Annotated in this window: 12 protein-coding genes; 7 read left to right on the top strand and 5 right to left on the bottom strand. The window is 43.4% G+C overall.

What is annotated here, in order from left to right:
* Nucleotides 1-424: 424 nt before the first annotated feature.
* Nucleotides 425-1,861, top strand: a complete 1,437-nt coding sequence (locus DKT75_RS07195; protein ID WP_211665247.1) for a GGDEF domain-containing protein — start codon at nucleotides 425-427, stop codon at nucleotides 1,859-1,861.
* Nucleotides 1,862-1,883: 22 nt separating this feature from the next.
* On the opposite strand, the gene DKT75_RS07190 is transcribed toward DKT75_RS07195, so the two are convergent.
* Nucleotides 1,884-2,207 carry a YajD family HNH nuclease gene (locus tag DKT75_RS07190; RefSeq protein WP_109822746.1) on the bottom strand — a complete coding sequence of 108 codons (324 nt, stop codon included), beginning with the start codon at nucleotides 2,205-2,207 and terminating at the stop codon, nucleotides 1,884-1,886.
* 194 nt (nucleotides 2,208-2,401) lie between these two features.
* Between DKT75_RS07190 and DKT75_RS07185 the strand changes: the two genes are divergently transcribed.
* The 3 genes from DKT75_RS07185 to DKT75_RS07175 are packed head-to-tail and all read left to right on the top strand — an operon-like array spanning nucleotide 2,402 to nucleotide 5,210.
* The gene (locus DKT75_RS07185) at nucleotides 2,402-2,917 is read left to right on the top strand and encodes a M23 family metallopeptidase (protein WP_109822745.1); all 516 of its coding nucleotides are present in this window, start codon (nucleotides 2,402-2,404) and stop codon (nucleotides 2,915-2,917) included.
* On the top strand, nucleotides 2,914-3,612 hold the full coding sequence (locus DKT75_RS07180; RefSeq protein WP_109822744.1) for a response regulator transcription factor: 699 nt from the start codon (nucleotides 2,914-2,916) through the stop codon (nucleotides 3,610-3,612). Before DKT75_RS07185 ends, DKT75_RS07180 begins: the two co-directional genes overlap by 4 nt.
* Nucleotides 3,603-5,210 carry a sensor histidine kinase gene (locus DKT75_RS07175; RefSeq protein ID WP_109822743.1) on the top strand — a complete coding sequence of 536 codons (1,608 nt, stop codon included), beginning with the start codon at nucleotides 3,603-3,605 and terminating at the stop codon, nucleotides 5,208-5,210. Before DKT75_RS07180 ends, DKT75_RS07175 begins: the two co-directional genes overlap by 10 nt.
* A 71-nt stretch (nucleotides 5,211-5,281) precedes the next feature.
* Here DKT75_RS07175 and DKT75_RS07170 read toward each other — a convergent pair whose 3' ends face one another.
* The 3 genes from DKT75_RS07170 to rimO are packed head-to-tail and all read right to left on the bottom strand — an operon-like array spanning nucleotide 5,282 to nucleotide 8,416.
* A complete protein-coding gene (locus DKT75_RS07170) occupies nucleotides 5,282-6,322 on the bottom strand; it encodes a coproporphyrinogen III oxidase (RefSeq protein WP_109822742.1) in 1,041 nt (346 codons plus the stop codon).
* A gap of 16 nt (nucleotides 6,323-6,338) precedes the next feature.
* Complete coding sequence (locus tag DKT75_RS22360; protein WP_109822741.1) at nucleotides 6,339-7,037, bottom strand: FKBP-type peptidyl-prolyl cis-trans isomerase; 699 nt, start codon at nucleotides 7,035-7,037, stop codon at nucleotides 6,339-6,341.
* Nucleotides 7,038-7,081: 44 nt separating this feature from the next.
* Nucleotides 7,082-8,416, bottom strand: a complete 1,335-nt coding sequence (gene rimO, locus DKT75_RS07160) for a 30S ribosomal protein S12 methylthiotransferase RimO (RefSeq protein WP_109822740.1) — start codon at nucleotides 8,414-8,416, stop codon at nucleotides 7,082-7,084.
* Between the two features lie 983 nt (nucleotides 8,417-9,399).
* Here rimO and DKT75_RS07155 point away from each other — a divergent pair.
* A complete protein-coding gene (locus tag DKT75_RS07155) occupies nucleotides 9,400-10,305 on the top strand; it encodes a phosphoribulokinase (RefSeq protein ID WP_109822739.1) in 906 nt (301 codons plus the stop codon).
* A 57-nt stretch (nucleotides 10,306-10,362) separates the two neighbouring features.
* A complete protein-coding gene (locus DKT75_RS07150; RefSeq protein WP_109822738.1) occupies nucleotides 10,363-11,220 on the top strand; it encodes a pirin family protein in 858 nt (285 codons plus the stop codon).
* 117 nt (nucleotides 11,221-11,337) lie between these two features.
* Here the strand turns inward: DKT75_RS07150 and DKT75_RS07145 are convergent, their stop codons facing one another.
* Nucleotides 11,338-12,348, bottom strand: coding sequence for a CDP-6-deoxy-delta-3,4-glucoseen reductase (locus DKT75_RS07145; protein ID WP_109822737.1), 1,011 nt, complete (start codon nucleotides 12,346-12,348; stop codon nucleotides 11,338-11,340).
* Nucleotides 12,349-12,444: 96 nt separating this feature from the next.
* Here DKT75_RS07145 and DKT75_RS07140 point away from each other — a divergent pair, with 96 nt between their 5' ends.
* Nucleotides 12,445-13,395, top strand: coding sequence for a hypothetical protein (locus tag DKT75_RS07140; protein WP_109822736.1), 951 nt, complete (start codon nucleotides 12,445-12,447; stop codon nucleotides 13,393-13,395).
* The last annotated feature ends 215 nt before the right edge of the window (nucleotides 13,396-13,610 follow it).

Below are 13,610 nucleotides of genomic sequence, written 5' to 3'. Positions count from 1 at the left end.
AGACTAATATAACGATATTATTAAGTCATACACCATTGTGTTTTGTTCACTACGGAGGTAATGTTGACGATGCACTTGAGACTTTTCACGTAAGGCGATGATAAGTTTGGGGAATATAAAACCACTCTTTAGTGGTTGATAATAGTGTATAAAGTAACACCAAATGTATCTAATATTTTTTAAGCTCTTGTATTTATTGATATTATTTTTAAAATATGTTCTTTTGAATACTTCTAAGGCGTAATTTTTGTGTATTATTTTATCAAAATTTAATAATAAATAGTGCTTTAAGTGCGGGAGAGCTGCGTTTGGTTACTATTTTTAATACTGAGTAGCTCATATGATTACATCATTTGAAAATCAGAATAATAGTAGTCAAAAATCATTAAAGTCCGTCATTTATCGAGAATTTCTACGAAAAGCAATGATCCCCATTCTTTTCGTAGAAGTTGCTTTGATTGCCTTTTATTTTATTAGCGTCAACTACATGACAGACAAAACAATGGATGTCATGTCTCAAACAGCCAATCAAAGTTTGGTCAACCTGTCAGTAAATGAAACACGTTATATAAACAATAAGCTGAAACATATCACGCGCAGCATGAATACATTTCAGAAATTACATCAAGCGAAAACGGGTTTTACTTATGACACTTTTGCTCAAGAGACATTACCTGTTGATCTACCGTGGGGCAGTGGTGCGCTGATACTTGACTCAGCAGGTGAAGTACTAGTCTCTTCAAATGCGCTGGATGGATTAGTTGATAAAAATGTTATTGGTAGTGACTACATTGATGTTAGACAGCCTTATACAAAGCATGACTATTTACGGGGCACCGAGCCGCTGGATCTTGTAATCCAAGACTTCATAGCAGGTCAACTGCGCTCGAAAGAGTTTCAGTCTCTTAACGAACAGTACTTTATTACTCAAAGCATTATTGATGAGTCTGGCTGGCGGCTAGTTATCTTGACGGATATGAAAAGTATCTATGCGCCAATTTATGAGCAGAAAACGGAGTCTAAAAACTTGGGCTATCTCGTCATATTGCTCATCATAAACTTCTACGTCGCGTTCTTTATTTATCTAATGGTCGCATCGAAAAGATTTGCCCGTCGCATTACTCAGCCAATAGAGACAATGACCAAGTTCATCTCCCAAATTAATCAGCAGAGGGCTGAGGAATCACCACCCTCTTATGTGAAAATTAGAGAGTTAGATACCCTGATTGATTTAAATGTAGAGCTTCAAGAAGCTAAGCAAAAATACGTAGAACTTAACGTTGAAATGAGTCATAAAAATGATGAGCTAAAGCGTTTATCAGTGACGGATCCATTAACTCAAGCTTATAACCGACTTAAGCTTGATGAGGTCTTGTCGAAGGAGTTAGAACGCTCCGTGCGTGACAAAAAGCCTTTATCAATCATACTATTAGATATTGATAAATTTAAACATGTTAACGATACTTATGGACACCAGGTGGGTGATTCGGTGTTGGTGGCTTTGACTCAGGCTTTATTAAAAAACATACAAAGTACCGACGTCCTTGGGCGCTGGGGAGGTGAAGAATTTTTAATAATATTGCCCAATACAAGCTTGGAAAATGCCGTCGTTCAAGCAGAAAAATTACGTCTCCTGATTGAGTTTATGTGCTTTGATACGGTAGGCAAGGTGACGGCTAGCTTAGGTGTCAGCTGCAGTGTTGATGATGGCACCGAATGCTCTTTAATAGAGCGAGCTGATAAGGCGCTTTATAAGGCTAAAGAAGCAGGTCGTAATTGCGTCAAAAGGCAAGAAAGAGTCTCGCCTTTGAAGTTGAAGCTCGTCAATATTTTTGATGGACGCAGCACACTCGAGAGCTAGGCATTGCTAACTACTCAAGCGACTAGTCTTTCATCAGATTTTTTAAGTCTGCAAATGGATTGTGAGTGGCCACTTTCACTTCTTTTTCTGCCATTGTCCCATACTGAACAAACTCACCATACTTTTGGTGTTCATGGTCATGGCAATACAAGCATAAAAGCTCCCAATTACTGCCATCTTCAGGGTTGTTGTCATGATCATGATCTACATGATGAACCGTTAATTCACGCAATACAGAATACGTAAACTCACGCGCGCAACGGCCACATACCCATGGGTACATCTTAAGCGCTTTATCTCGGTAGCCAGCTTCTGATTTTTTATAAATCGGCGTATCGTTTGCCATTGCACCCTTCCAAAGTTTGATAATGATTAGACTTTACACGAACGGCTTGAACATTCTCAAGCTTTAACGTGTTATGCCTTTTAGTTAGATAAGACTATTAATAACCGTATCTGCACAAAAACTGCAAAATAAATGCGTTGAATAAACAGAGCCTGGCAATTGTATTCTTGAGGTAATCAAGGACAATTGGGACTATGAAATCATTACTGTTACTTGCTTTTTTAATTTTCTTATTGGGCTTCTTGCCGGAAGAAAATAACGTTATGCCGGTTGATGGCGCTTCAACAAAAGATTGGAACCAACAGTCGTTTTGGTACTACCCATGGGGGCTATCAGGCGTCCATAAAGGCATCGATATATTTGCAAAAAAAGGCACACCTGTACGCGCTGCAACGGGCGGTATTGTGTTGTATAGCGGCAGCTACGGACGAGGCGGGAAGGTGGTTTACATGCTAGGTGCTAACTGGCGTTTTCATTACTTTGCGCATCTAAATAATGTGTCGGTTCCATGGTATCGTGTCGTGTCAGCGGGAGAGCAAATAGGCACAGTGGGCACAACGGGAAATGCCCAAGGTAAATCCCCTCACCTGCATTATACGATCAAAAGCGTGTTTCCTCGTATATGGGCTTATCGCCATGGGACCTATGCCGCTTGGCAACGCACGTTTTATTTAGACCCCGGGAAATTTTTGCGAGGAGCGCCGCAATGAGTAAAAAATACATAATGGTTGTGGATGATGACCCGCATATTCGTGAAGTGATTAACTTCGCCCTCGAAAAAGCGGATATGAATGTTCAACTTGCAGAAAATGGCCAGCAAGCGCTCGAATTATTTGAGCAAAACCCAACCGATCTAATCGTGCTTGATATTAATATGCCAGAAATGGACGGACTGACCTGCTGTCGTGAGCTACGTAAAGTCACCGAAGTCCCTATTCTTTTTCTGTCATCACGTGACGATGAGATCGACCGTATTTTAGGATTAGAAATTGGCGGTGACGACTACGTCACAAAACCGTTTAGTCCGCGCGAATTAGTCGCTCGTATCAATGCCATCTTGAAGCGTACACAAGGCCAAGTGACGACAGAGTCAGAAGACAATACTCGATTACAACATGGCCTATTAAAAATGGACACAGAGCAACATGCCATCTGGTGGGATGAAACAAGTGTGCATCTGACTGCCACTGAATTTGCTATTCTCAGTCAGTTTTTACGCCAACCAACACGCGTGTTTAGCCGCGACAGCATTATGAGTGGCGCGTATGAATTTAACATTCATGTCAGCGACCGCACTATTGATAGTCACATTCGACATATCCGCAGTAAATTAGCCGCGGTTGGCTGTGAGACAGTGATCGAAACGTTACACAGTGTGGGTTACAAGCTCTCGTCATGCCAATAAACGCGATACCTCGTAACCGACGTCTTTATCGACTGCGCACAATCTTATTAGTCGTAATGTTATCGGTATTAGTGCTACCGATTGCCAGTGTGTTTTTGTTTAGGTTTTACGAAAATGAGTTGGTCCATCGCACAGAAGAACAGTTGATATCGCAAGCGGCGGTTATGGCGTCAACGTATCGAGCACTGATTGGACAAAGCAGCGTAACGCCCATGCCGCGTACAACCACGTCCTATGGCAGAACAGTTTCCACACCCTATTACACACCTATCGACCCAACGTTGGATCTTGCCAATGTTGATGTACTGCCAAGACGAGAGGATGCCCGCGCAGCACAGATAGCATCGAGTCCAAAGGCACGCCAAGCGGGCCAGAGAATGCAAAATATCTTGGTCGAAGCGCAACGTGTGACCTTGGCAGGTATGCGTTTGTTAGATGAAAACGGTGTTGTGATTGCAGGTCGAGGAGAAGTTGGTCAGTCGCTTAAACACGTTCAAGAAGTTAGTACAGCCCTAAAAGGTCACTACAAAGCGGTTATTCGTGAGCGAGTGTCGGACGAACCACTGCCGCCATTAGCGTCGATTAGTCGTGGTACCAGTATCCGCGTGTTTATTGCCTATCCCATTATTGATGAAAAGAAGGTTTACGGTGTCGTTTACCTATCTCGCACACCGCAAAACATCCTCAAGCACATGTATCAAATACGAGGACGGTTGATCTTTCTTGGTTTGATTTTGGTGTTAGTCGCAGGGTCGTTGGTCCTGTTTATTTCTGCACGTTTATCACGACCGATTCGTGACCTTATTAAACAGACTCAGAAAGTCACTAAAGGCGAGCAGCAAATGGTGGAGCCACTTCACCAACCTGGTACCTATGAGCTAGCGCAACTGTCACGAAGCTTTGCAGAAATGTCCGAAGCACTGCATGAACGTTCGACGTATATCGATCGCTTTGCTTCCCACGTTTCACACGAGTTTAAGACCCCATTAACGGCCATGCAAGGCGCGCTAGAGCTTCTTCAGGAACATGCTGACGATATGCCAGCCGAACAGCGTCAACGGTTCTTAACGAACCTCTACGAGGATACTCAGCGCCTACGCCGTTTGGTTAATCGACTACTAGAGCAAGCCCGAGCCGATGCCTTGCAACCAGCCAACGAACGAACCGATCTGTACCCCATTTTGCGTATGCTGAAAAGCCGTTACGAGGAGAGAGGCTTATTAGTACACTACACGTTTAATGAGGAAGACAAGGCGGACACACTCTGGCTAAACATTGCCCCCGTTGCCTTAGAAACAGTTCTTAGTAACTTGTTTGAAAATAGCCTACAACACGGCGCTAATCGTGTGACGTTATCTATATCACAGCTTGAAACTGACACGGTTATAAACGTCCAAGATAACGGCAGGGGTATCTCTAAAGCCAATCAAGAAAACATCTTCACGCCCTTCTTCACCACTAAGCGCGATAATGGTGGAACAGGTTTGGGCTTGGGAATTGTTCAAGCGTTATTACAAACGTGGAAAGGCTCAATTAGCTACAAACCCAGTGAGCAGGGCGCGTGTTTTGAATTACTTATAAGTTGTTCAAACAACTAGAAACGCTTCGCTAACTAGCAGACACATTATCTCGGTAATTTTTTCTTAGATAACTGAGCAGTTACGGACTTTTAGCGGTGGTTAGACACTGTAGTCGGTATTGTGTTGCCACTTGCTTGGAAGTCGAGTGCCTTAGGGTGCTTTTTATAATGTTCACGCACCGTAATAGCCAATGCTTGCTTAGTCTCGTCATCAATGTAACAAGTACCAGACACCATCTCAGTACACGCAACCAAACCCATCACTAACTCATGTTGTGGCTCGGGTACTTTATGCTGCCAAGAATCAAGTAAATCACCATCAATATGTGATGGTAGAGAACCCAGTATCCCAACATCATTTTGGTCATGAACTAACAGACCTGAGGTTGTTCCACGGTCAAGCGTCAACACTTGGAATAGATACAGCGTATGGTAAGCACGTTGTTGTGCTAGGTGAGACTCGGTCGTTTCTGGAGTTTTAGTCAGAGCGTCCGCTAAAATTTCTGCGTAGCAATCAATGATGTTACTGATCACCTGCACTGCCATGTCGCTATCAGCAGCTTTGTCATCCGTCTGGTAATTTTCCAGATAAAAATGACACACACCACGATGTCGATCGAGTGCAGGGATAAAGAAATAACGATCACCTTGTTCAAATGCAGAATCACATTGCTCAGGCGCAGCGGCCATCAAGGTTTCACGAAATTTTGCAGTCGCTTCTGGATTTTCAATCGCAGGGTTTAAATCCGCCATGACACGCCAATAAGCATGACCACTCTTAAGCTCCGTCCAGCTCACATGCAAGTGAACCGACGGTGCCAAAGGATTTTTAGGATGAATGATGCTCGACAGGGCCGTTGCAGAGGCTAATGACTTAGTGTCATCCGCTTCATACTGAACCTGAGAAACATTAACCGAGCCTCGGTTAAATACCGACTCATCCGTAGCCACGCAACGTATACCACCACCAAACTTCCCATCGTTACGAAACCACTCGATAGGCTCAAACGCTTGTTTGTTACCTACCTCATGGCTGATCGCTTCCATACGGCTAACCAATTGCTGTTGAAGCTTGGTTACTAATGCCATAGCGCTCTGTGCGCTAGGTGATTGTGCGGTAATACGTTGCATCGCTGTTACTTCCTTACTATTTCTCTTCTGTCGCAGGTGTCAGAATGTCTAGTAACTCAACTTCAAATACTAGCGTCTCGCCAGGTCCAATACTAGCACCCGCACCTTGATCGCCATACGCTAGCTCAGAAGGAATCACGAAACGGAACTTACTACCCTTATTCATCAACTGAACACCTTCAGTCCAACCCGGAATAACCTGATTCAAACCGAACTCAGCAGGCTCGCCACGATCAACAGAGCTGTCAAATGTTGTTCCATCAGTCAGCTGACCAACATAATGAACACTCACTTTATCCGTTGCTTTAGGACTTGGACCTGTACCTTCAGCGATCACTTCATACTGAATACCACTGTCGGTAGTCTTAATGCCTTCTTTTTTAGCATTTTCAGCCATATAAGCTACGCCAGACGCCTTAGCTTCTGCAATACCTGCTTGTGCTGCATTGTCTTCACTTGCCTGCATCACTGATTGAGCTTCATCCATTGTCAGCAATGTCTCTTTACCAGTATGCGCAGCACGAATACCTTCCAACATCACATAGTAGTTAATGTCTTCAGAGTACTGCTTAAGAATACGCTCACCAATCAACATGCCAAGGCTATAGCTTAAACGGTCATCTTCTGATGTCAGCTTTTCTGCTGAGTCAGCAGCCATTACGCTGCCAGTGCTCAGTAATGTTGCTAAACAAGCTGCTACAAGTGTCTTTTTCATGTTCTGTTCCTATAAATTTTAGTTTAATTCATTTAATACAGGTGTTATTCGACGATTGTGCCCCACAAGTCATGATCATCAGCGCGAGTAATCTCAACGTCAACAAACTGACCGGGTTCTAACATTTCGCCTTCAATATGTACCACACCATCAATCTCCGGTGCATCCATTTTACTACGAGCAATGGTTAAGTTATCTTCATAACTATCCGTCAACACGGTCATACGCTTGCCAACATTCGTTGAAAGAATCTCAGCACTAATGCCCGCCTGAACGGCCATGAAGCGTTCCAAGCGATCTTGCTTGACGTCTTCAGGTACATGATTCGGTAGCGCATTGGCTGTTGCTCCCTCTACAGGAGAATAAGTAAAACAACCCACGCGGTTTAAGCGTGCTTCTTTAATAAAGCCTAACAGTGTTTCGAAGTCTTCTTCCGTCTCACCAGGAAAACCTGTAATAAAGGTACTACGTACAGTTATGTCTGGGCAGATGTCGCGCCATACTTTTAAACGATCCAAAACTTTCTCAGCATGAGCCGGACGACGCATATCTTTCAAGATACGGTGACTCGCATGCTGGAATGGAATATCTAAGTATGGAAGGATCTTACCTTCAGCCATTAATGGAATCAGCTTATCCACGTGCGGGTAAGGGTATACATAATGTAAGCGTACCCAAATACCCAACTCGCCTAACGCTTCAGCCAACTGCTGAATGTGAGACTTAATAGGGCGTCCATTCCAGAAACCCGTTTGATACTTCACATCAACACCGTAAGCACTGGTGTCTTGTGAAACAACTAATAATTCTTTAACACCGGCTTTTGCCAAGTTCTCAGCTTCTTGCATAACTTCGCCAATAGAGCGAGTTACTAAGTCACCACGCATAGAGGGGATGATGCAGAACGAACAACGGTGATTACAGCCTTCCGAAATTTTAAGGTAAGCGTAATGTGCAGGCGTCAGTTTGATACCTTGTGGTGGAACAAGGTCTAAGAAAGGATCGTGCTTAGGAGGAGAGACCGCATGTACCGCTGTCATTACTTCTTTATAAGCATGTGGGCCACTCACCGCAAGAACGCCAGGATGTGCCTGAAGGACTCTCTCAGAGTCAGCGCCAAGACAACCTGTCACGATAACTTTACCGTTTTCTTCCATCGCTTCACCGATGGCATCGAGTGATTCTTCAACCGCTGAGTCGATAAATCCGCAAGTATTTACAACAACGACGTCTGCACCTTGATAATCAGGTGAAATCTCATAGCCTTCTGTGCGTAGTTGTGTGAGAATGCGCTCCGAATCGACGAGTGCCTTGGGACACCCCAGACTAATCATGCCTACGCGACCGTTTTTGGGTGTACCGTTTGTTGCTTGACTCATTGAAATGTCGACTCTAAGAAAATCGGATATTGTACACCAATAAGGACTGCGCTTTCATACCTAAAATTGCGCTCTTTACTAAGTTACAAATATTTAAACACAAGATGTAGTGTCAACATCTCAAGAATTCACATATTGACTTATTCACAATATTAAATCCTGTGTAACAAAAAGTTAACATAGAGAATAATAACAAGAATAAAGATCAGGTTTAACAGGCTAAGTGTTTGATTGTAAAGGAATGTTATAAAAACGCCTAAAAAAGATATTTTTAGTAAAACCCCTTGATATTACTAGCTCTAAAGCGCTTATTTGTAAGTTGTCAACAAAGTTATCCACAGGTTTTGAGGAATAAAACGGTTGCAATATCAAAGATGTCGCTAAACAACGAGTTAGATGAGCCATTGGCTGTACTTTAGTATTAGTTGTCTACTTTAAGTAAGTAACAGACTAAGCGGTCTACTCCCCGATAAGTGGCGGCTATTCTCCTTAACTTTTGCTGAATGTTAGCTTAACGATTCGGCTAATATAGGGGATTGAATTAATTGTTAAGTAAGTTATTCACATTACCGCTCATCGTGAACATAAAATGAACAAACGGTGTATTCTGTTTGTTCGATCTTTACTGTATACTTCAAGTTATTGATAAATATATAAAAAATAAAAATGGCTTAAAAACGATCAACTCGACAAACGGTAGGTTTTATAAGGCTCATAGGGGATGCTCAGTCTCTATCAACAGACTTATCCACAGCTTTTGAAGGCCTGTGGAAATGAAAATAAGTCAAGCTCGTTCAGGTTCATTAATCTAGATAATGACCGTCAAGCGTCTAATTAATGACTCGATAAGTGGAAGTCATAGCTTGTTTTTCAATCAGACTGACCGATCACTATCCTTGTTTTTCTAATTAAGTTTTACACCCTGCTTCTCGTTGCATTAAACTCACTAAATAAAGCAACCCTCTTACTTGGAAATACTGCCTATGTCTGCGAAGCATCCTATTGTTGCTGTTACTGGTTCATCTGGTGCAGGTACGACCTATGTTAGAAATGCTTTCATGAATATTTTCCGTCGTGAAGGTATGAAAGCAGCGATCATTGCTGGAGATTGCTTCCACAATGTCACCCGAGATGAATTTCAAAAAGCGGTAAAGAAAGCGGCATTAGAAGGTAATAATAATTTTAGTCACTTCGGCCCTGAGGCTAACGATTTTCTAGCACTACAAGAGTGTTTCAGAAATTACGGTGAAACGGGGAACGCTCGGAGTCGCTTTTACTTACATAGTAAAGAGCGTGTAAAAGAGCAGACTGCCCGTTTAGGCATGGAGCTTGAGTTGGGTGGCTTTACACCTTGGGAAGATATTATCCCAGACAGTGAGTTACTAATGTACGAAGGTCTGCACGGTATGGTCACGGACAAAGAGCAGTGTGTAAATTTACGTCCACATGTCGATTTTGGCATCGGTGTCGTGCCAACGATTAACTTAGAGTGGATTCAAAAAGTACACCGTGATCATGAAGAGCGTGGCTATGACGAAGAACAAGTTGTTGAAACAATTCTGCGTCGCATGCCTGACTACGTCAATTACATAGCGCCGCAGTTTTCTAATACTGATGTTAATTTTCAGCGGGTACCAATGGTCGATACCTCAAATCCTTTTGTGGCGCGTGACATTCCTTCATTAGATGAGAGTAAGGTCGTTATTCGTTTTAAGCGCCCAGGAAAATACGGCATCGACTTCCCTTTCCTGCTTAATATGATTGAGCATTCGTTTATGTCTCGTCGAAATACCATTGTTGTGCCGGGTAATAAAATGTCACTGGCGATGGAAACAATATTTACGCCTATTCTTGAAGACTTACTGCGAAAGAGTAAATTAGCTCACTAATAAACGAGCTGCTAATGTTTGCTTGAGTGACTGATAGATCAATGACAGGAGATAATCATGACCGAGAGTAAGCAACAAGTAAGAGACTTAGTGCATATCAGCGCAGGTATGAAAACGAGTGATGGCGATGGCGTTAAGATGACACGCCTGATCGGTAATCAAGAGTTGGACATGATTGATCCTTTCTTATTGCTCGATGCTTTTGGTACTGACAAGCCGATGGACTATATTGGTGGTTTCCCTGAGCATCCACATCGAGGTTTTGAAACAGTCACTTATATGATCGCAGGTCGCATGCGTCACAAAGACAGCATGGGCAATGTCGGTGTGATCGGCCCGGGTGATATTCAATGGATCACTGCTGGAAGAGGAATCCTTCACTCCGAAATGCCAGAACAAGAAGAAGGCTTGATGATGGGCTTTCAGCTTTGGGTCAACCTTCCCGCATCACAAAAAATGTGCGAGCCTTTGTACCAAGAATATACCTCGTCACAAGTACCTACCGAGCAACATGAAAATGGGTGTGCGGTGCGCGTGATTGCTGGGACAACCGACAAAGGTACGACAGGCCCAGTGGTTAATCAGTTTATCTACCCGATGTATTTAGATGTCGACTTGCCGAAAGGTGCTAGTTTTAGTCAAGTATTACCGACGGACGACCATACGCTTATCTATGTATTGGAAGGTGGGCTGTTAGTGGGCGATAAAGAAACAGCGTTAGCAGAGAAGCAACTCGGTGTATTGAGTCGTGGTGAGTTGGTTAAGTTAACATCAACGGCTGCAGACACACGGTTTATCTTTATCTCAGCCGCTCCTTTAAATGAGCCAGTTGAGCGTGGTGGGCCATTCGTAATGAATACTAAAGCAGAGGTTTTACAGGCATTTAAGGATTTTCAAAGCGGTGCTTTTGCTTAATCACTAAATAAGTCAGTTGCTTAAAAGTCCAACAAGCTGTTGGACTCCTCAGTACGGGATCAAAATCTGTCGTAGAAACGCTTAGCTAAATGCCTAACGTTTTAATGCCATGTAAGTTTAATCATCACTAAACTCAAACGAGTCTGCAAACAACTGCTCTCTAGGTAACCCTTGCGCAACAAATGCAGCCGTCGCCGCCACAATCATTGGTGGTGGCCCTGCCATATAAACATCATGGCCCGATAAATCTGGAAAGTCTCTAGCCACCGCTGAATGGACATAGCCTTCCCTACCTTGCCAATTATCCCCTTCAGCTTTATCGGACAACACCGGAATAAATTCAAAACGCTCTTCCCTAGCCCAACTCTCCGCCAGTTCAAGATGGTACAAATCAACCTTTGCTCGACCACCCCAATACAAATGAATCGGTCGTGTATCTTCCTCAGACCGTAATTGTTCGATCATCCCTTTCAGCGGAGCAAAGCCCGTCCCGCCAGCCACAAGTATCAAAGGGCGGTTAGATTCTTCACGAATATAGAAATTACCCAGTGGCGCTTCAATACGCACCAATGTTTTCACGTGAAACCTCTCAAACACCATGCTCGTGAATTCACCGCCTTCAACATGACGGATGTGCAGCTCAAGGAATTCATCATTCACTGGCGCGTTAGCAATCGAAAATGCACGACGGCGTTTATTTCTGAGAAGAAAGTCGATGTATTGGCCAGCGCGAAATTGTAGGCGTTGCGTTGGCGGTAACGCTAAGCGCACCTCCATGACATCAGGCGCGAGTTTTTTAACGGAAATCACTTTGGCAGGTAGCGTCTTAACTTCAATCTCTTGAATGCGACGCACTTCACGAATATCTATCGTGATGTCTGACTCAGCGGTAGCGACACAAAACAAGGCCTTGCCTGCATCTCGGTCACTTTCCATCAAACCCATTGGCAAACCATCGGGGAAATTAATTTTACCACTCAGTACCGAGCCAAAACACGTGCCACAAGAACCACCGCGACAACTGTAAGGTAGCAATATGCCATGACGTAATGCGCCATCAAGCACCGTCTCGTTTTCAGCGAGTTCAAATATATGTCCGCTAGGTTGAACGGTGACCTCATACGACATAACTAATAACCTTGATAAGTGAATTATTTAGAATATGATCAATCTTAAACAATAGATCAGTTAAAATCTGCAAAACATCATATCAAGGAGTGTTAGATGAGCGTAATAAAATACACAGCAATCAGCTTGTCGCTATTGTTGCTGGCCGGATGCAGTGATGACAAAGAGCCAAGAACAGTGGTCGCACCTATCATTAAGGAAGCAGAACGCTTAGCACCTGTGAGTTTACAGATCCCCGGCGTGGGTGGCGAAGCAGTAAAAACTGAGATGATGCCAGCCCCTAATACCACTGCGGATAATGTGGAAACGATAGAGCGCAACATACCAGCAGAGGAAGCAGGAACGGTAGTTCCAACGATTGACGCACCATTACCCTTATTACTAAGTGATGTTGTTCAGCAGCGTTTTGCCAGTTTCCAGTCGGGCCCAAGTGGTATCCCTATGATCGAAGCGGTTTTTTATCCGCTAGGTTGGTCAGCTGATGGAAAATTTGCATACGCGGTTGAGCCGCCAGATGAAGCCGCTGGAATCTACATGCTAAACATCTATATCCAAGACTTGGTGACCGATAAAATTCTTTGGAAACAAGAATATAAAAGTAACCCAGGCTCGACAACAGACGCTAAAAGCTTTGCTGCTTATTGGGCTGCAGGTAATAAAATCATCAAGCAACAGTTTGTGAAGTACTCAATAGTCGAGAGCGAGCAAGCTAATTTGATGGGTGGCCCGATTGGCTATGGCGATGATCGTTTAACCTACCAAGTACAGAAGAAACTAAAAGGACAACCAGACTTCGGTAACACAGCGATGGTCACTGAGTACCAAGTCACGGTTAAGTCTGCGACGCGTGGTAGCAAGGTTGTTCATAAGGAAACGTATAAAAACCCAATCAGCGTGTTGGATGTCGATGTCATCGGTTATTTAGCAGGTTCTGATTCAGAACGTGTCGCATTACTGGTTGCTGGCGTGCGTAGAGGTTGGGAAGGTCCACCGCATGTGACGTGGTTTAAAGTCATCGGTACAAACCTGCGTAGAGGCTTTAAATAAGCATCTCAAGCAAATCTAGTGGCTTGTAGTTATTGAATTGTGAGTCACTAGATTCAAAGTTATAAATAGTTATCCACAGCTTTCTCACAGATTATTCAGTAAGAAATACACATCATGTAGTGGTTATGTTGGGTGAGAAACACATCCTATGGTTATTTAATCATAATGTAAATTATAAAATACCATGTTATAATCTTGGCCTGAATAAACAAGTG

This window comes from Leucothrix arctica, assembly GCF_003172895.1.
Classification (GTDB): Bacteria; Pseudomonadota; Gammaproteobacteria; order Thiotrichales; family Thiotrichaceae; genus Leucothrix; species Leucothrix arctica.
Note: the sequence above shows the minus strand (reverse complement) of the source record. Positions and strands in the feature narration are given on the sequence as shown.